The sequence below is a fragment of the Streptomyces sp. NRRL F-2664 genome, assembly GCF_000719345.1.
Classification (GTDB): domain Bacteria; phylum Actinomycetota; class Actinomycetes; order Streptomycetales; family Streptomycetaceae; genus Streptomyces.
Genome location: NZ_JOFX01000025.1, coordinates 59864 through 78026 on the forward strand (window position 1 = coordinate 59864; position 18163 = coordinate 78026).

The following is an 18163-nucleotide window of genomic DNA, read 5'->3' on the forward strand; positions in this document are numbered from 1 at the left end:
CAGGGGCTGTGCGGCCGGAGAGGATACGGCGTGAATCGGTTCGCCCGGCTGGCCACGCGACTCCTGGGGGTCCCGCAGGGGCTGGTCTGGCTGACCCCCGTGGCGCAGGCCGCGGGCGCGGTCCCCGAGCGCTGGCCGACCGGGGCGGACCTCGACCCGGCCGTCGTGGCGCACTGCCGGCGGGTCGCGCAGGACGGCCGGGCCCGCTTCTTCTCCCCTTCTGGTGAGGTGGCGTCGGCCTGCGCATTCGCGGGCGTGCCGCTCGTCGGGGGTGCCGGCGAACTCCTGGGCGTGCTCGCCGTCACGGTCGGCGGACGCCGGCAGTGGACCGAGGACGACGTACGGGACCTGACGGACCTCGCCACCGCGTGCAGTGCGCAGATGCGCATGCGCGCGCGGTCCGGGAGCGTCCGGAGGGCCCGGGTGGCGGCGGTGGACGCGGCGCGGGCGGCGGCCGGGAACGCGAGTCGGGCGCACGTGCTGCTCGACCGTTCCGAGTTGCTGCTGCGGGCGTCCGAGGACCTCGCCGACACCAGCGGCCTGGACGACGTCCGCCAGCGGGTCGGGGACCTGGTCGGCGGGGACCTCAAGCCGGCCCTCGTCGACCTGGTCCTGGTGCGGCGGGGGATGCTCCACGCCGTCCCGAGCCCCGTCGGAGGGGACTTCGGCGGGACCGGCAGGGTGGGCACCGAGGGTCTCGCGCTCGACTCGGAACGGCCGGTGGCACGGGCGGTCCGCGAGAACCGGATGGTCGTGGTCGACGCCACCGCGGACGGGGAGGGGGACGACGACGCCGGACCCTCCGCGGCCACCACGGCGTTCGACGAAGGGGACCGCGGAACCGCCGTCTGCCTGCCCCTGCGCGGCGCGCGCGGAACCCTCGGGGCGCTGGTCCTGGGCTGGGACGTCCCGTGCTGGATCGGAGTGGAGGAGCGGGCGGTGCTGACCACGCTCGCCGCGTACACCGCCCAGGCGGTCGAACGCGCCCTCCACCTCGACGAGCGGGTCACCGTGGCCCGGGAGCTGCAGCTGGCCATGCTGACCGACCTGCCCGACGTGGCCGGCCTGGAGCTGTCCGCCCTGTACCGGCCGGCCGCGCGGGACGACATGGTGGGCGGTGACTGGTACGACGCCTACCCCCTGCCGCCGGCGCCGGGCGGGGACACCGCGGGCGGGCTGGCCCTGACGGTCGGTGACATCACGGGGCACGACATGCACGCCGCCTCCCTGATGGGCCAGGTGCGCAGCATGCTGCGCCAGGCCGATCACGACCACCCGGGCGAGGGCCCGGAGCAGGCCCTCGGCGCGCTGGAGCGGGCCTGCCGCCGGCTGGGGCTACCGGCGAGCGGCACCGCCGTCCACGCCCACCTCACCCCGGGGGCCGCCGGGCACTGGCAGCTGAGGTGGAGCAACGCCGGCCATCCCGCTCCGCTCGTGGTCACCGCGGACGGCGCGGTGGACAGCCTCGTGGAGCACGACGTGCTGCTGCACCACGAGCTGGAGCCCGGACCCCGTTCCTGCGCGAGGCGTTCCCTGCCCCCGGGAAGCACCCTGCTGCTGTACACCGACGGGCTGGTGGAGGAGCCGGGCGGGGACATCGAGGACAACGTCGGCCGCCTCGCCCACCGGCTCGCCACGGCTCCCCCGGACGTTCCCCTGGACGCACTGCTGCGCTCGCTCCTGGACACGGTCGCCCTGGGGGACGCCCGGGACGACGCCGTCCTGTTCGCGGTGCGCGTCGCAGCGCCCTGAGCGCGCCGTCCGGGTGGGCCCCGGCGCCGGGCTCCTCCCGGCCCTCCGGTCGGACCGGCCGTCGACGACGGGAGTGCGCAGCGCGGCCGTGGCGAGCAGCGCGAGAGGGGGGTGGCTGCGCCGGAAGCGGCCGACGGGCTGGTCAGGATGGATGCGTTGAAACTTTGCTTTAAGCTGCCGCCATGAGTCGCAGAGCGATGGTCCGCCCGGGTGGCCGCAGCGCCCGCGTCCAGGAGGCGGTCCACACCGCGGTGCGCGAACTCCAGGACGAGCGGGGCCGCTCGGAGCTGACCATTCCGCTGGTCGCGGCGCGCGCCGGAGTCACGCCGTCGACGATCTACCGGCGCTGGGGCGACCTGCAGGAGCTGCTGTCGGACGTCGCCGTGGAGAGGCTGCAGCCCGACACGCCGCCCCAGGACCACGGCAACCTGGCTGAAGACCTGGCCAGTTGGGCGGAGCAGTTCATCGAGGAGATGGCCTCCCCGATCGGCCGCGCCTACATCCGCGACGCCCTTCTCGGAGCCCCCGACGGCGACAACGCCGCACGGTGCTCGCAGTACGCGGCGGAGCAGATCGGCGTCGTCCTCGCACGGGCGGCCGAGCGCGGGGAAGGCGCACCGGACGTCGAGCTGGTGCTGGACCGGGTCGTGGCTCCCGTGATGTACCGGATCCTCTTCCGCCCGGGCGTCCGCGACCTCGCCGCCGACTACGCGCGCGGCCTGGTCGAGGCACTCCTGGACGGCTGCGCCGCGGCGCGCTGACCGTCACGCCGTCCTGCCGTCGGCGTCCGCGCAGCGGTCGACGGCCGCAACGGCCCCGGTGCGGCCGGAGACGGGTTCGAGCCGGTAGGCGTCGCCGTCGGCGACCACCCGGCCGGCGGTCGGCGGCGGAAAGTGTGTGCCCAGCAGGAGCGCGCCGCCGGCGGCGAGGGAGGCCAGGAGCGAGCGGCGCGTCCTCTCGGCCTGCGCGGGGTCGATGTCGACGCAGCTGCCGATGTCCGGGTGCGCCAGCTGCACGGGGTGGTGGATGCAGTCCCCGGTGACGAGGGCCGATGCGGCGCCACTGGTCAGTCGGACCGCGATGTGCCCCGGTGTGTGGCCGGGGGTCGGCAGGAGCTCAAGACCGGCAGCCACCGTGAGACCTCCGGCCGGCACGTCGACGGCTTCGAGCAGCCCCGCCTCGTCGACCGGGTGGACGGAATCGCGGAACACGGCCGCCCGTGCGTCGTCCATGGCCCGGCCCGCCCAGAAGTCGTACTCGGCCTTCGAGGTGAGGTAGCGGGCGCGGGGGAAGGTGGGCACCCATGCGCCGTCGACCCGGCGCGTGTTCCATCCGACGTGGTCGGTGTGCAGGTGGGTCAGCACGACCAGGTCGACCGATTCCGGGGGGAATCCGGCGAGCGTGAGGCGTTCGAGGTAGTCGGTGCGCAGGTCGTGCCACGCCGGATTGGCACGCGTCTTGCCGTTGCCGATGCCCGTGTCGACGACGACGCGCAACCCGTCGACGACCATGGCGAAGCTGTGGCTGTCCAGGCGCAGGACACCGTCCGGGTCCGCGAACGCGGGCCGCAGCCAGTCCCGTTCGCGGACGACGTCGGGGGTGGCGGCGGGCAGGAGCCACGGTCCGGTCTGCGGTGGCAGGGGGACTTCGTCGATCCGCTGGACGGTGACGGCCCCCACCGTCCAGGACGGGGAGACGGCGGGCGGTGCTGCATGCACGGTGGGACCTTCCTTCGCCTGCGGACGGCGAGCACCGAGTGCCCACCTAAAAGCAATTCATTCGCTTTATGGACCTTAACCCTCGCCGGGCAACTAACGCAATCTGTTAGCTTTTACGAGGGGCGTCTGGCCAACGCCCTTCCCGTCTGCGCCCGTTCAGGAAGGACACCCATGTCCGCCGACGACCTCACCCCGCCGGAAGCGGCCCGATGGGCCGCACGCTCCGGCCTCCCCCTGGCTCCCGAACGCCACGCGGACGTGGCGGCCGCGGCCGAACACATCCACTCCGTCGTATCCGTGCTGAGAGAACTGGGCTTCGGGGACACACCGCCGTCGGCCGCGTTCCGCGCCGGAGGGGAGCAGCCCGATGCAGCCGTATGACCTGACCCTGGCCGGCGCCGCCGAGGCGGTCCGCTCCCGCCGGATGTCGCCGGTCGAGCTGGTCGACTCGGTACTGGCCCGCATCGAGCAGGTGCAACCGCGCCTGGGCGCCTACGCGTCGGTGGCGGCGGACGGGGCGCGCCACTCGGCCCGGTGCGCGGCGGACGAGATCGCCGCCGACGGGCCCAGGGGCCCCCTGCACGGCGTCCCCGCGGGCCTGAAGGACCTGATCGACGTGGCCGGGACGGCCACGTCGGCGAGTTCCCGGGTGCGCGAGGGCCACCGGGCGCAGGCCGACAGCACGGTCGCCGCACGGCTCCGCGCGGCCGGTACGGTCTTCGTCGGCAAGACCCACACGCACGAGTTCGCCTACGGCCTGACCACCCCGCAGACCGGCAACGCCTGGGACCGCAGCCGGGTGGCCGGCGGGTCCAGCGGCGGATCGGCCGTCGCGGTGGCCGCACGGGCCGCCACCTTCGCGCTGGGCACCGACACCGGCGGCTCCATCCGGGTACCCGCCGCGCTGAACGGGGTCGTCGGCCTCAAGCCCACGTACGGCCTGGTCTCCCGGCACGGCGTGACCTCGCTGTCCTGGTCGCTCGACCACGTCGGGCCCATCACCCGCACCGTGGAGGACGCGGCCCTGGTCCTCGCCTCACTGGCGGGTCACGACCCCCGCGACCCGGCGTCGGCAGCAGCACCGCCCGCCGACTACCGGCCCGGCCCCGCACCGGACCTGACGGGCCTTCGGGTGGGGGTGCCGGTCAACCACTACTTCGACCACGTCCACCCCGACGTCGAAGCGGCGGTCCGGCAGGCGATCGGCGGGCTCCAGGCGCTCGGTGCGCGGCTCGTCGACGTCGAGATACCGATGACGCGCTACCTGCGGGCGACCCAGTGGGGGCTGATGGTGCCGGAGGCGTCGGCCTACCACGCGCGCACGCTGCGGGCGGTGCCGGACCTGTACGGGGCGGACGTGCGGGTCCTGCTGGAGGCCGGCGAGCTGATGACCGCGGGGGACTACCTGCGCGCGCAGCGCGCCCGCACGCTCGTACGGCAGGCGTGGCGGGAGATGATGACCGCGGTCGACGTGATCGCCGCGCCGACCGTCCCCGTCACGGCCGTGGCCGCCGGGCAGACGACCGTCACCTGGGGCGACGGCACGGTGGAGAGCGTCTCCGACGCCTACGTACGGCTGTCGGCCCCGGCCAACCTCACGGGCGTCCCGTCGCTGACCGTCCCGGTCGGCCTGGACCCCAGGGGCCTGCCGATCGGCATGCAGCTCATGGGAAGCCCCTTCGGCGAGGCGGTCCTGCTGCGCACGGGGCACGCCTACGAGCGGACACACGGCCCCCGCGACCTGGCACCGGCGCTGTAGCGCCGACCCGCGTCACGCCCCCTACGGCGAGGGTCCCCGTACGCGGCGAACTCGGCGGCCCTGCACCCGCAGAGCGTTCCGGAGTCCCACGAGCCACGGGGCGGACGCACGCGCGCGCTCGGGCGCGGCCCGCGGGAGCCGGCGCTGCCGCGGTGCCGGGGCGCCGGTCCCGGTTCCGGCCCGATCGGCGGGGCAGCCCGTAAGGTGGGGGCATGCGGCTGCTGCTGACGTCGGACACGCACGTGCCTTCGCGCGCCAAACACCTTCCCGAGGCCCTGTTGACGGCGGTCGGCGAAGCCGACGTGGTGATCCACGCCGGGGACTGGACCGACGAAGCCACCCTCGACGTGCTGGAGGCGCGGTCCCGCCGGCTGATCGCCGTGTACGGCAACAACGACGGGCCCGCGCTGCGCGGCCGACTGCCGGAGATCGCCCGCGCCGAACTCGGCGGTCTGCGGTTCGCGGTCGTCCACGAGACCGGCCCGGCGGCCGGACGCGAACGGCGCTGCGCCGCGAAGTTCCCCGACACGGACGTCCTGGTCTTCGGCCACAGCCACATCCCCTGGGACTCCACCGCCCCCGGCGGTCTGCGCCTGCTCAACCCCGGGTCCCCGACCGACCGGCGGCGCCAGCCGCACCACACCTACCTGACCCTCACCGCCGAGGACGGCGCCCTGCGCGAGGTCGTCCTCCACCGGCTGTCCGCATAGGCACCAGCGCCTCACCGCGCTGCGCGGCGCGGGTCCGGTCAGCGCGCACCGGGGGCCGGACGCTGCCTGCTGTACGCCCGCAAGTCCCCCGGCCGAGCCCCTCCTCGGCGCTGCTCGTGCTTGACCGATGAAGCCGCGGCCACGTACCTTCGACCGCACCCCGCTCGTGAGCTGCTGGAAGGAGGCGAAACCGGATGTCGACCGTCTCCGGCCCGATTCGCCTCGCACACCAGATCGCCTGGGCCCCGGGTCGTGTAGCACACGGCTGCTGAGCAGCCCCTTCGCCGGCGTGCCCGATTGCGGTCCCGGCACTTCTCCCCCATGCCACCACTTGACGGCACGCCCTCGCGTGCCGATGCGTCGCGCTGCGCGTCACCCGGCCGCGACCACCGGATGAGAAAGCTCCTGACATGGCGACTTGGACAGTCCGATCGACCGCGCCGCGAAACGCGGGCCGGCCGTGGTAGCGGCGCGGATCACGGTCAACGGGAAAGACACACCGATTGCCCCGGCGGCACCCCACACCACCGTGCTCGACTTCCTCCGCGAGCGGGGCCTGACCGGCACGAAGGAGGGCTGCGCCGAAGGCGAGTGCGGGGCCTGCTCGGTCCTGGTGGCCCGCCCCGGAGTGCACAGGCCGACCGACTGGGTGGCCGTCAACGCCTGCCTGGTGCCGGTGGCCGCGCTCGACGGGCAGGAGGTCGTCACCTCCGAGGGCCTCGCCACCGCCGGCGAAGGCGGTACGCCGGCGGCTCTGCACCCCGTCCAGCAGGAGCTGGCCGTCCGCGGCGGCTCCCAATGCGGCTACTGCACCCCCGGGTTCGTCTGCAGCATGGCCTCCGAGTACTACCGGCCCGACCGCTGTGCGCACGCCGGTCCGGCCGACGGCGCGGTTCGCGCCGACGACGGCGAGCACGGGCCGAACGGGTTCGACCTGCACGCGCTGAGCGGGAACCTGTGCCGCTGCACCGGCTACCGGCCGATCCGCGACGCCGCCTTCGCCGTCGGCATGCCCGCCGAGGACGACCCCCTGGCGCGGCGGCGCGAGCAGTCCCCGCCCGCACCGGTCGCCACCCGGTACGCGCAGGGCGACCGTACGTTCCTGCGGCCGGAGAGCCTCGCGGAGGCCGTGCGGCTGCTGCGCGAGCGGCCCGAGGCGGTGGTCGTCGCCGGCAGCACCGACTGGGGTGTCGAGGTCAACCTCCGCTCCCGCCGCGCAGGTTGCGTGGTCGCGGTCGACCGGCTGCCCGAACTGCGCACGCTGCACGTCGGACCGGACCGCATCGAGATCGGGGCGGCGCAGACCCTCACGGAGATCGAACGCCGCCTCGGCGGTGAAGTACCGCTGCTGGCCGAGCTGTTCCCGCAGTTCGCGTCCCGGCTGATCCGCAACAGCGCCACCCTCGGCGGCAACCTGGGTACCGGATCGCCCATCGGTGACAGCCCGCCGGTGCTGCTCGCGCTGGAGGCGTCCGTGGTGCTCGCCGACGCCGACGGGGAGCGCGAGGTCCCGCTGGCCGACTACTTCACCGGCTACCGGCAGAGCGTGCGCCGTCCCGGCGAGCTGATCCGCGCGGTGCGCGTCCCGCTGCCGCTGTCGCCGGTCACGGCGTTCCACAAGATCGCCAAGCGTCGCTTCGACGACATCTCCAGCGTGGCGGTCGCATTCGCCCTGGACGTCGAGGACGGGACCGTCCGCACGGCACGCATCGGTCTGGGCGGGGTGGCCGCCACCCCGATCCGCGCGCTCGCCACCGAGGCCGCCCTGGAGGGCCGGCCCTGGACGGCGCGGACCGTCGAGGCCGCTGCGCGGGTGCTGCGGACCGAGGGCACGCCGATGGGCGACCACCGCGCCAGCGCCGGGTACCGCTCCGCGATGCTCGGCCAGAGCCTGCTGAAGCTGTACGCGCGAACCACCGAGGCGGTGCCGTCATGAGCCACCTGTCCGAACGTCCCGACAAGCCCGTCGTCGGCCTCCCGCTGCCCCACGAGAGCGCCGGCCTGCACGTCACGGGCGCCGCGCTCTACACCGACGACCTGGTCCAGCGCACCAAGGACGTCCTGCACGCCTACCCCGTCCAGGTCATGAAGGCCCACGGCACGATCACGGCGCTGCGCACCGGTCCCGCGCTGGCCGTGCCCGGTGTGGTGCGGGTCCTGACCGCAGCCGACGTGCCCGGCGTCAACGACGCCGGGATGAAGCACGACGAACCGCTGTTCCCCGACACCGTCATGTTCCACGGCCACGCGGTGGCGTGGGTGCTCGCCGAGACCTTGGAGGCGGCCCGCCTCGGTGCGGCGGCCGTCGAGGTGGAGCTGGACGAGAAGCCCTCCGTGATCACGTTGCGGGAGGCGATCGCGGCCGGCAGCTTCCACGGCGCCCGTCCGGTGATGACGACCGGCGACGTCGACGCCGGCTTCGCGGACTCCGCGCACGTCTTCAGCGGCGAGTTCCACTTCTCCGACCAGGAGCACTTCTACCTCGAGACGCACGCGGCACTGGCCCATGTCGACGAGAACGGGCAGATGTTCGTCCAGAGCAGCACCCAACACCCTTCGGAGACGCAGGAGATCGTCGCGCACGTGCTCGGGCTGCACAGCCACGAGGTGACCGTGCAGTGCCTCAGGATGGGCGGCGGGTTCGGCGGCAAGGAGATGCAGCCCCACGGCTTCGCGGCCGTCGCGGCGCTCGGCGCCCGGCTGACGGGGCGGCCGGTCCGGGTACGGCTCAACCGCACCCAGGACCTGACCATGTCCGGCAAGCGCCACGGCTTCCACGCCACGTGGAAGATCGGCTTCGACGCCGAGGGCCGCATCCAGGCCCTGGACGCCACGCTCACCGCGGACGGCGGCTGGAGCCTGGACCTGTCCGAGCCCGTGGTGGCCCGCGCGCTCTGCCACATCGACAACACCTACTGGATCCCCCACGCGCGCGTCGCCGGCCGCATCGCCCGGACCAACAAGGTCTCCAACACCGCCTTCCGCGGCTTCGGCGGACCGCAGGGCATGCTGGTCATCGAGGACATCATGGGCCGGTGCGCGCCGCTGCTCGGCCTCGATCCCATGGAGTTGCGCGAACGCAACTTCTACCGGCCGGGCCATACGACGCCCTACGGGCAGCGGGTCCTGCACCCCGAACGGATCTCCGCCGTCTGGCGGCAGGTCCAGGACGACGCCGGCCTGGCCGACCGACGGGCCGCGATCGCGGCCTTCAACGCCGCGCACCCGCACACCAAGCGGGCGCTCGCGGTCACCGGCATCAAGTTCGGGATCTCCTTCAACCTCACCGCCTTCAACCAGGCGGGCGCGCTGGTGCTGGTCTACAAGGACGGCTCGGTCCTGATCAACCACGGCGGCACCGAGATGGGGCAGGGCCTGCACACCAAGATGCTCCAGGTGGCCGCGACCACTCTGGGCATCCCGCTGCACAAGGTGCGGCTGGCCCCGACCCGCACGGACAAGGTGCCCAACACCTCCGCCACCGCCGCCAGTGCCGGGGCGGACCTCAACGGCGCGGCGGTGAAGAACGCCTGCGAGCAGATCCGTGAGCGGCTGCTCCAGGTGGCCGGCACCCTGCTGGGTGCGAACGCCTCGGACGTGCGCATCGTCGACGGCGTCGCGCGGGTCCTCGGCGGCGCGGAGGAACTGGCCTGGGACGACCTGGTGCGCACCGCCTACTTCCAGCGGGTCCAGCTGTCGGCGGCCGGTTTCTACCGGACCGAGGGCCTGCACTGGGACGCCAAGGCCTTCCACGGGTCCCCGTTCAAGTACTTCTCCTACGGCGCCGCCGCGGCCGAGGTGGAGGTGGACGGGTTCACCGGCGCCTACCGGATCCGGCGGGTGGACATCGTGCACGACGTGGGCGACAGCCTGTCCCCCCTGATCGACATCGGCCAGGTCGAGGGCGGCTTCGTCCAGGGCGCCGGCTGGCTGACGCTGGAGGACCTGCGCTGGGACGCCGGCGACGGGCCGAACCGCGGCCGGCTGCTGACGCAGGCGGCCAGCACCTACAAACTGCCGAGCTTCTCCGAGATGCCCGCGGAGTTCCACGTCAGGCTGCTGGAGAACGCGACGGAGGAGGGCGCGGTCTACGGGTCCAAGGCGGTGGGTGAGCCGCCGCTGATGCTGGCCTTCTCGGTGCGGGAGGCGTTGCGGCAGGCCGCCGCTGCGTTCGGGCCCGAAGGGGTCTGTGTGGAGCTCGCCTCCCCGGCGACGCCCGAGGCGGTGTACTGGGCGGTCGAGGCGGCCCGCGCCGGCGGGACGCGGCCCGGCGGGCCGGCGTCCGACACCGACGGGGCCGCCGCAACCGGAGCGGGTGCGCTCAGCCATGCCTGACATGAGCTGGGTGGCCGCCGTCGCCCGGTTGCGGGCACGCCGGGAACCCGGCGTGCTCGTGACCGTCGCGACCGTGCGCGGCCACGCGCCCCGTCGGGCCGGTGCCAAGCTCGTCGTGGGGCGTACCGAGACCTGGGGGTCGATCGGCGGAGGCAAGGTCGAGGCCGTCGCCGTCGACCGGGCGCGCGAGCTGGCCGGCGCGGCCGACCCGGAACCGGAACTGATGGAGTTCGCCCTCAACGACAAGGTCACCGGCCCGCACGGGGTGCAGTGCTGCGGCGGTTCGGTCGGCGTGCTGTTCGAACCGCTGCCGGTGGTCGAGGCGGTGGCGGTCTTCGGCGTCGGGCACGTCGGCCTGGAGCTGGCGCGGATCCTGGCCCGGCAGGACCTGGACCTGCACCTGGTCGACACCCGGCCGCAGATGCTCGCCGACGAACGGCTCGGCGTGCTCGCGGACGCCGTGGCGCAGATCCACGTCCACCGCGCCCTGCTGCTTCCGGAGGAGGTGCTCGGGCAGCTGCCGCCCGGCGCCCACGTGCTGATCATGACCCATGACCACGCCGAGGACGCCGCGCTGTGCGACGCCGCTCTGCGCACGCCCGGGCTCGGCTCGATCGGCCTGATCGGTTCGTCGGCGAAATGGTCGCGGTTCCGCCGGCGGCTGGCCGCCGAGGGCGGCCACGACGCCGCGGCGATCGAACGCATCACGACACCGATCGGGATCCCGGGGATCGCCGGCAAGGAGCCCGCCACGATCGCGGTGAGCGTGGCGGCGGACCTCCTGCGAACCTTCGAACGGCGCCGGGGCCGCGGTCGCGGTCCCGTTCCGGACCCGGTGCCGCCCGCGCCCGGAGCTCCGTAGACGACGCCGGGACGATGTCGGGATCTTCGTCGGTTCTGCCAGTACGGGAGCCTGCCCGGCCCCGTACAGACTGCCGGGCAGGGGGCCGCGACCCGCCGGCCCGGACGGGGAGGACAGCAGCGTGGACGCACAGCAGCAGTACGACGGGATCGGCGAGGCGTACGAGGGGTTCAAGGCCCTGCCGCTGGAGCAGTACGTCGTGATCCCGAGCTTCCTGGGCCTGGTGGGAGACGTGCGCGGCAGGTCGGTGATCGACCTGGCCTGCGGAACGGGTTTCTACAGCCGGGAGTTCCGGCGGCGCGGCGCCTCGGAGGTGCTCGGGATCGACATCTCCGGTGAAATGGTCGGCGTGGCCCAGCAGTTGGAGGAGCAGGAACCGCTGGGTGTGCGCTACGAGGTCGGCGACGTGGCCGCACTGCGTCCCGTCGCCGAGCCCTTCGATCTGGCCCTGGCCGTCCAGCTCCTCAACTACGCCCAGGACATCGCGACCACCGAGCGGATGTGCCGTGCCCTGCACCGCAGTCTGAAGCCGGGCGGCGAACTGTTCCTGCTCAACCAGTCGCCCGACTTCCGCTTCGACGGCCCCACCCCGGAGCGGTACGGCTTCCGCAGCGAGCTCACCGGTACGGGGGTCGAGACGGGCCCGCAGGTCCGGACGACGGCGCTGCTCGACCCGCCGGTCTCGTTCGTCGCCAACCTGCCGCGCCGCGAGGTGTACGAGACGTGCCTGCGGGCGGCCGGCTTCGAGGACTTGACGTGGGTGCCGATGACGGTGTCGGAGGCCGGCAGGCGTGACTTCGACGCGGACTTCTGGGCCGACTTCCACGCCAACCCGCCGCTGGATGCTGCGCTGCCGCGCCTGACGTTCCCCCCGCGGGCCGGGCGCTTCACCCAGGTCACGCACGCCGACCAGGTCGTGAGCGTCACGCAGGGTGTACGAGTCTCCCGCAGCGAAGACCGAGCACGCCGCCCGGATGTGACCACGCACCGGGAGCGAGGGGCTGCGACGTACTCCTGCACCATGCGGCGCGGTGCGCCACGCCCCCATGGCCCGAGGTCACAGGCGCGCGCTTCCCGGGCCGTCGTTGCACCGCGCCGCATACGGGCCCCCGGGACAGCACCAGGGTGAGAGGGCCAGGTGGGGCCTCTGGGTCAGCTCCAGGTACCGCAGGTACACCGCGTGCCAGCCGGCCCGGTCGTAGGGGCGGATGACGACCGGTTCGCGGGCCGCCATGCCCATGTCGGCCGTGGTGATGAAGGGGAAGCGGTGCCGTGCGGCGGCCACTCTCGGGTCCGTCCACGGCAGGAACGTGACCGACGGGTTCACCCACAACCGGGCCACGCCGTCGGCGGGGGCGTCGGCACGGGTGTCGGCGTCCCGAGCCAGGAACCGGTGATCGGCCAGCCAGGCGGCCTCGCCCAGCACCGCTTGGACGGAACACGCCAGCCGTGCGGCGCAGTCGACCACGTCGAGGTGGACGGGGGCATCGTCCCGCAGCGAGCGGGCGATGAACATCAACACGCCCGTCGTGAGCGAGCCGTCGGCGGGGCCGACCGTCGTGTCGGCGCGGCCGACTTGGAGGCGGCGCAGGAAGGGGGCTGCCAGAGTCGCCGGACCGGTGAGGACGTCCCAGTCGCAGGTGCAGGGGCAGGTGCTGCTGCCCGCACAACGGTCCGGCCCAGGGTCGCCGTGGGGCGACCGGTCGCAGGACGTCGGGGCGGACGGGGTCTTTGCGCAGTCTGGCATCTCGTCTCGTTTCGCACGCGGCCGAACCGCCGCTCCGCCCGGGCGGTGGGCGGCGGTTGCGGCCTGCGGTCGCGGTTGTGGTTGCGGTGACGCTCGGCGGATCCGACGCAAGCATGATCCGAAATTCAACATTCCGGGATGCGCGACAGGCTTTCCGGGAATTGCACAAAGCAGCGCCGGAGGTGCGTTCGGCGGAAATCACAGCGACACGTGTCACCCGTGAACACAATGCAGCAATGTACGGATTGCCGGGGTTTTTGCACCGTCGGCATGTATGCAGATTGCCGGGGTTTCAATGGATTCGGCGGCGACCGCTCCCCCAGCACCGAATTCCACCGCCCGGCACCCACCCGGCTCGCGCCCGGGCGCTCAGGAGTCGCGCGGGGAGGGCCCTCCGCCGTCGGAGCCTCAGCCGTTTCCGCACTCAAGGGTGCCGACGCACCGGCGCCTGAGCCGGCGCGGCGGCCGTCCGGCGGGCGCGGCCGATCGCGTCCACATGACAGGAGAGGACCTGCCGGAAGCGCTGCTGGCGTCTCAGCTCCACGGCGTCCACGTGCCACAGGCGTCCGGTCCCGGATGACATCCAAGCGGTGCAACCTGTGCCCAGAACGGTGGAGATGAGCACGATCCACAGGAAGAGGTCTCCCACGACCGACCTTTCGAAGGCTTGAAGTTCTGGGGTGTTCACGCCCGACACCCCCTCGGCAGTCGATGGGCATAACGCAGAGGCATATGCATGGTTGCCCCTTGTCCTCCGGTTGCAGTCATGCGCCCCGATCACCCGGTTGTCGTTTCAGCCTTTCTTCGACGCCCGGCCGATGCTGCCGACGAGCCTGCCGCCGTCGCGGCAGCCGGGCCGGGCGGAGCCCACCGGCAAGAGGATCCGTCCCTGATGGGGCAGCGCGGGCAGGAGTGTGAGCGGCCGGCCGGTTCCCGCGCATTCTCACCATCACCCGGATGGCGCATACCCGGACCAAGATCGGCTGCGTTTACGGAATATGACAACAGCAAAGCCCTCACCCTTCTTCCACAGGACTCCGGAAGAAGGAGGGCGAGGAGCCGGCTTTCACGCCGGGACCACTCGAATCGGAAAGTGGACTTTCACTCCACGCCCAGCAGAATCCAACGGAACCGAGAGCGCGGTGCTGGAACACGGGAACGTGGAGGTCGAGCTGAGATTCTCGTCCGCGGCCTTCGAGGACTTCCTCCATACGATGAGCAGGATCCAGGCCACGTTCGAACGCGGGCTGCAGCCGGAGAGCGGCGGGCCGGCCACGGGCTCCGCCGGAGAGCAAACGGACGGCCGTCCCCGTGTATGAGCCGCACGAGCACCCCGACCTGCACGGCCTCCAGCCCCCGCAGGACACCGTGTTCTGGCGCTTGCCACCTCAGGTGGGGCAGCACGTTCCCGGAGAACAGCCCGGCTGTTCCGGTGAGGTGAACGGGGGGTGGGATCCGGCGGAGGAGCTGGCCGGTCTCCTGCAGGAGAGCTCGGCACCCGGGCCGTTCGAGCGCGCCCGCTACGGCGACGCGCTGGGCTCGACGGGCAGCATCGGCCCTGTCGCGGGGCTGAAAATCCCCACCGCGGAGCGCGAGCGCAGACAGAACTCCGGCGGGCACCGACGCGGCGTATCGCGGTCGTTTTCGGCGTCCCTGCTGCAGACGGGCAGCGCGTGCACCGCTGTGCTGGTCGCCGTCATCGCCACCCTGGTGAGCATCCTCAGCGGACTGGCCATCTGCGACACGCTGCGCCACAGCGCCGGCCTGCACACAGCCCGCGGCGTGGTGGGCTGGTGGCCGCTGCTGGTCTACGGCCCGTGGATGGTCGCTTCCCTGTCCATCCTCAGATCTGCGCTGCACCAGCGCCGCGCGCTGCATTCCTGGTCGATGGTTCTCCTGTTCTCCACTCTGGCCACGCTTCTGTGCGTGGCCCAGGCACCCAGAACTCTCACTGCCGGAATGTCGTCCGCGCTCCCTGCCGTCGCGACGCTGGCCTGCTTCCAGCAGCTAATCCGTCAGATCACACTCACACGCCCGCCACGCCAGACCGCTCCCCGACACCGGAACCCGCAGAGCCATGGCGTGAGGTCCGGACTCACCCCTGCCGACTGGACCGGCCCGGCGGGCGGCCGTCCCGGATACCCCGCGGCCGACAAGAGGGGCCGACCGCCGGCCGGCGGTCGCGGACTGGGGTACGGCGCATGACGGCCGCGGCATGCTGCGTCCGGCGGACCGGCAAGGGGGCGCGAGGTCCCGCGCACGTGCCGGGGGCTCCGGACGGTACGACCCACGCGACGGCGTGTACGGCGCAGCACCGGGATGCCGGCTCCGGCCGACCGGCGGGGGCGCCCGGCGGGCCGTGGGCGGCCGTCGCGCAGCGCAAAACCTGTGGCAGCCGCCGACTCCATGGACACACCCACTCCCTCCCAGTCGTAGAAAGATGCCGCCTGCACCTTTGAAACGAAGATCGAAACCGATAGTCACGGCCGGCCACACATCCGGCACGTCCGCGCCGCGGACCTTCATCCTCAGCGCCCCGGCGCCGGCACGTGACGACCGGGGGACACGCCGGTCGCGCGGCCAGGCTCCATTCCCCGACGGACCGGACGGACTGTCCAGCAGCTGCACGAGCGGCTTCCTTCCCCCGCCGCGCATTCACTATGAAAGGGCCACGCAGCGTGGTTTACGAACTGACCCATACCGAACGGATGCACTACAAGCGACTCCAGGACGCCGCCTTCCAAGCCGGTGAAGAAGCGGTCACCAACCTCAAATCGGCGCTCGCACTCGCCGGCATGACCTTGCCTTCGCTGTGCAACGACGGCCCGGTGGCCGGTCACGGCTTCGTCCGGCTCGGAGGGTGCAACGCAGCCTTCGCCAATCGGCTCGCCGAGGTCATCACCGCCGGGGCCGGTTCCCTGGCAGGCATGGATCATACGATGCGGTGATCACAGGTACCCGTCTGGGCCGGCGCCTGTGTGGCCGGTCGGGGCGCCCGGAAGTTCGGTGATCGGTCGGGCTCGGGCACCCCGACCTGGTCGTCCGGGCGGCTTCGACGGGGCGCCGGCGGGTGTGCCGACGCCCTCGGCACCGGGACCGCCTCGCCGCAGGTGTTCCGCCACCGCTGCCGCCGCGGGGCGGTGGTGTCCGGCGGCCGGGGCACGGTCTCTGCGCGCGGCACGGCCACAGGGCACACCGTCGCGGGGCCGACCCGCCGCCGTCTCCTCTCGTGCCTCGTCCACGGGTTCCGCACGGGTGCTCCACTCGGCGGCCCCGTCATCGCTGCCTGATACTCCGACAGTCGTTTAACACCGTGTGGCGCTCTCGCAGACCACCTCCGGCCGCTGCCGGCGGGCGGCTGCGGGCGCCAGGGCGTGGCCGCGGCGCACTTCCCGTGCGCCGGCAGTCGGCCGGGTCCGGTGAGCACTTCGACGATTCAGGAGCCGCAGTGACCGTGCAACACATCGACGTGATCCGCCCTGCCGAGCTGAGCCCGGCCGACCTGGAGCTGTGGGGCGATCTGCGGGCCCGTACGGCGCCGGAGGCCAACCCCTTCATGAGCCCGGAGTTCTGCCAGGCGGTCGGCCGGGTCCGGCAGGGTGCCAGGGTCGCGGTGGTGCGCCAGGGCGGTGAGCCGGTCGGCTTCTTCCCCTTCGAGCGCGGCCGATGGGGCCGCGGCCGTGCCATCGGCCTGGGCGTGTCCGACAGCCAGGGGGCCGTGCTGCGCCCCGGTGTGGTGGTGGACCCGCATGCGCTGCTGCGTGCCGGTTCGCTGTCCGTCTGGGAGTTCAACCACCTCGAAAGCGGCCAGGACCTGTTCCTGCCGTTCGCCACGGGACGGTTCGCTTCGCCCGTCATCGATCTCGCCGGCGGATACGCCGGCTATGAAAGCCTGCTCCGCGCGGGATCCCGCACCTTCCTGAAGGCGACCCGGGCGCAGGAACGCCGCCTGGCCCGGCAGGCCGGGCCGCTGCGGTTCGTGTTCGACGAGCGCAGTCCGGAGGTCCTGCGGACGCTGATGGCGTGGAAGTCCGCGCAGTACCGCCGCACCGGGCGGCGGGACCGGTTCGCCCAGGAGTGGATCAACAACCTGGTGCGGATCCTCGCCGCCACACAGGCGCCGTCCTGCTCGGGCCTGCTGTCGGTCCTCTACGCGGGCGGGCGGCCCGTCGCCGCGCACTTCGGCCTGCGCTCACGCACGGTGCTGTCGTGCTGGTTCCCCGCCTACGACCGGGACTTCGCCACGTTCAGCCCGGGACGCGTCCTCTACCTCCGCATGATCGAGGCGGCCGCCGCCGCCGGCATCGACATGCTCGACCTCGGGAGGGGAGACGCCGCCTACAAGGACTCCCTCAAGACACGGGAGCTGATCGTGCACGAGGGTGCCGTGCTCCGGGCCGGGGCCGGGGCGGCCCTGCACTGGCTCAGCCACGAGCCGTCACGTGCCGTACGGGAGTTCGTGCGCGAGCGGCCGCAGCTCAAGGCCGCGGCGCTGCGCACCTTGGCGACCGTCGGCAGGATGCGTGAGCGCACTCCCGGCCCGTGACAGCGGGGCCGATGCGCGGTCGTCGGTGCCGTCGATCCGGACGCGCGGGCTGCGGGGAGTCTCGGCGCGGTCCGGGGCCCGGCGCCGCGGACCGCGCGGGCCTGCTTCCGCGAGGTCGGGCCCCGCCACCGCCGGCTCCCGGACGATCCGCCGGGTCCCGCTCCTGCGGACGCGCAGCGGACAGCCCATCGGCCGGCCGGCTTCGCCGAAGCCCCTCAGGAACCGGCCCGAACCGGGGCCGTGGGGTGCGAGAGCCGGCCGTGCAGCAGGGGGCCGCCCGCGGCCACCACGGCGAACAGGAACACGGCCGTGACCACCGACGGGTCGGCGAACCACAGCCCGGCCAGCCGGTCGACGACCAGTGCCACACCAACCAGCAGCACCTTGGCCGCCACCAGGCCGAGGAACAGCCGCCGGTCGAGCGGAGCCCGTCCCGCACGGGCGAGTCGGCGCCCCAGGAGGCGTCCGGCCACGCTGATGCAGAGCACCACCACGAGGACGCGCAGCGCGTGCTCCCCGGCGGGCACGTCACCACCGAGCGCCCATACCGCGGCGACGACCGCGCCGGCGGCGGCGTAGGCCGCGGCGGTGCGGGCCGTCGCGGCAGACGGCTTGCGGGACGTTTCCGCCTCCCGCGGGCCGTCGAGGACAGGGGTCTGCCCGCCGCACGCACGGGCGTCATGAACAGACATGTCTCACCTTTCACCACAAAACAACTTGCACTTCGAGTGTCA

15 protein-coding genes are annotated in these 18163 nt (G+C 73.1%); 12 read left to right on the forward strand and 3 right to left on the reverse strand.

Going from position 1 to position 18163, the window contains the following annotated elements; translation table 11 throughout:
- The first annotated feature begins 30 nt into the window (after positions 1 to 30).
- Positions 31 to 1752 carry a SpoIIE family protein phosphatase gene (locus tag IF89_RS0122205; protein WP_158717907.1) on the forward strand — a complete coding sequence of 574 codons (1722 nt, stop codon included), beginning with the start codon at positions 31 to 33 and terminating at the stop codon, positions 1750 to 1752.
- Positions 1753 to 1934: 182 nt separating this feature from the next.
- On the forward strand, positions 1935 to 2513 hold the full coding sequence (locus tag IF89_RS0122210) for a TetR/AcrR family transcriptional regulator (protein ID WP_030770831.1): 579 nt from the start codon (positions 1935 to 1937) through the stop codon (positions 2511 to 2513).
- Between the two features lie 3 nt (positions 2514 to 2516).
- Here IF89_RS0122210 and IF89_RS0122215 read toward each other — a convergent pair whose 3' ends face one another.
- Positions 2517 to 3470, reverse strand: a complete 954-nt coding sequence (locus IF89_RS0122215; RefSeq protein WP_051807421.1) for an MBL fold metallo-hydrolase — start codon at positions 3468 to 3470, stop codon at positions 2517 to 2519.
- A 171-nt stretch (positions 3471 to 3641) separates the two neighbouring features.
- On the opposite strand from IF89_RS0122215, the gene IF89_RS0122220 reads away from it, so the two are divergent.
- The 7 genes from IF89_RS0122220 to IF89_RS38180 all read left to right on the forward strand — a co-directional run bounded on the left by IF89_RS0122220 (position 3642) and on the right by IF89_RS38180 (position 12265).
- Entirely contained in the window at positions 3642 to 3851 is a 210-nt protein-coding gene (locus tag IF89_RS0122220) for a hypothetical protein (RefSeq protein ID WP_030770836.1), read from the forward strand.
- Positions 3838 to 5229, forward strand: coding sequence for an amidase (locus IF89_RS0122225; RefSeq protein ID WP_030770838.1), 1392 nt, complete (start codon positions 3838 to 3840; stop codon positions 5227 to 5229). The genes IF89_RS0122220 and IF89_RS0122225 overlap by 14 nt, the downstream gene beginning before the upstream one ends.
- 212 nt (positions 5230 to 5441) lie before the next feature.
- On the forward strand, positions 5442 to 5939 hold the full coding sequence (locus IF89_RS0122230) for a metallophosphoesterase family protein (RefSeq protein WP_030770840.1): 498 nt from the start codon (positions 5442 to 5444) through the stop codon (positions 5937 to 5939).
- A 460-nt stretch (positions 5940 to 6399) separates the two neighbouring features.
- On the forward strand, positions 6400 to 7875 hold the full coding sequence (locus IF89_RS0122235) for a xanthine dehydrogenase small subunit (RefSeq protein WP_030770842.1): 1476 nt from the start codon (positions 6400 to 6402) through the stop codon (positions 7873 to 7875).
- Positions 7872 to 10274 carry a xanthine dehydrogenase molybdopterin binding subunit gene (xdhB, locus tag IF89_RS0122240; RefSeq protein ID WP_030770843.1) on the forward strand — a complete coding sequence of 801 codons (2403 nt, stop codon included), beginning with the start codon at positions 7872 to 7874 and terminating at the stop codon, positions 10272 to 10274. Before IF89_RS0122235 ends, xdhB begins: the two co-directional genes overlap by 4 nt.
- Before the next feature lies 1 nt (position 10275).
- The gene (gene xdhC, locus IF89_RS0122245; RefSeq protein ID WP_107047334.1) at positions 10276 to 11136 is read left to right on the forward strand and encodes a xanthine dehydrogenase accessory protein XdhC; all 861 of its coding nucleotides are present in this window, start codon (positions 10276 to 10278) and stop codon (positions 11134 to 11136) included.
- A 121-nt stretch (positions 11137 to 11257) separates the two neighbouring features.
- Positions 11258 to 12265 (forward strand): class I SAM-dependent methyltransferase, encoded by a 1008-nt coding sequence (locus tag IF89_RS38180; RefSeq protein ID WP_324605352.1) that lies wholly within the window; start codon positions 11258 to 11260, stop codon positions 12263 to 12265.
- Here IF89_RS38180 and IF89_RS0122255 read toward each other — a convergent pair.
- Positions 12194 to 12883 carry a hypothetical protein gene (locus IF89_RS0122255; RefSeq protein ID WP_158717908.1) on the reverse strand — a complete coding sequence of 230 codons (690 nt, stop codon included), beginning with the start codon at positions 12881 to 12883 and terminating at the stop codon, positions 12194 to 12196. The two genes, IF89_RS38180 and IF89_RS0122255, sit on opposite strands and share 72 nt — an antisense overlap.
- Before the next feature lie 1311 nt (positions 12884 to 14194).
- Between IF89_RS0122255 and IF89_RS40905 the strand changes: the two genes are divergently transcribed.
- The 3 genes from IF89_RS40905 (at position 14195) to IF89_RS0122280 (ending at position 17429) form a co-directional block, all read left to right on the forward strand.
- Positions 14195 to 15088 (forward strand): hypothetical protein, encoded by an 894-nt coding sequence (locus IF89_RS40905; RefSeq protein ID WP_051807425.1) that lies wholly within the window; start codon positions 14195 to 14197, stop codon positions 15086 to 15088.
- Positions 15089 to 15561: 473 nt separating this feature from the next.
- Positions 15562 to 15831 (forward strand): hypothetical protein, encoded by a 270-nt coding sequence (locus IF89_RS0122275; protein WP_030770852.1) that lies wholly within the window; start codon positions 15562 to 15564, stop codon positions 15829 to 15831.
- Between the two features lie 500 nt (positions 15832 to 16331).
- On the forward strand, positions 16332 to 17429 hold the full coding sequence (locus IF89_RS0122280; protein ID WP_051807431.1) for a GNAT family N-acetyltransferase: 1098 nt from the start codon (positions 16332 to 16334) through the stop codon (positions 17427 to 17429).
- 215 nt (positions 17430 to 17644) lie between these two features.
- Here the strand turns inward: IF89_RS0122280 and IF89_RS0122285 are convergent, their stop codons facing one another.
- Positions 17645 to 18121: a hypothetical protein gene (locus tag IF89_RS0122285; RefSeq protein WP_030770856.1), complete on the reverse strand. Its 477-nt coding sequence runs from the start codon at positions 18119 to 18121 to the stop codon at positions 17645 to 17647.
- Positions 18122 to 18163: the final 42 nt, after the last annotated feature.